This window comes from Psychrobacter sp. TB20-MNA-CIBAN-0197 (assembly GCF_040309765.1).
In the GTDB taxonomy this organism is placed as follows: Bacteria; Pseudomonadota; Gammaproteobacteria; order Pseudomonadales; family Moraxellaceae; genus Psychrobacter; species Psychrobacter submarinus.
The window spans coordinates 1-257 of the sequence record NZ_JBEOPC010000922.1; the positions used below are offsets into that span (position 1 = coordinate 1).

The 257-nt window shown below is 62.6% G+C and carries 1 protein-coding gene; it reads right to left on the reverse strand.

The window, feature by feature from the left end:
* On the reverse strand, positions 1-257 hold a 257-nt coding region (locus AAEY83_RS16565; protein ID WP_351060819.1), incomplete at both ends, for a PAS domain-containing protein.

Genomic DNA, 257 nt, shown 5'->3' on the forward strand with positions numbered 1-257 from the left:
GGGTCAGCGCTTCGCCCTGCCATTGCAGGGCGCGCAAACGGCTGCGCAATTCGTCGCGGTCGGCGGGATGAAACAGTGACAGCCAGTCTTCTACCGGCAGCAGGCGATCGCTGAGATTGAGTGCCGAGGCCAGCGTCGGCGCCAGCGTAATCTGCTCTTCGGCACTGATTTCCCACCAGCCAGTGCCGAGCAGGTTTTGCAGGGAATCAAGACGTTCCATCGATTGCACATGGCGCTGCTCGCGCAAGCGGCTGAGC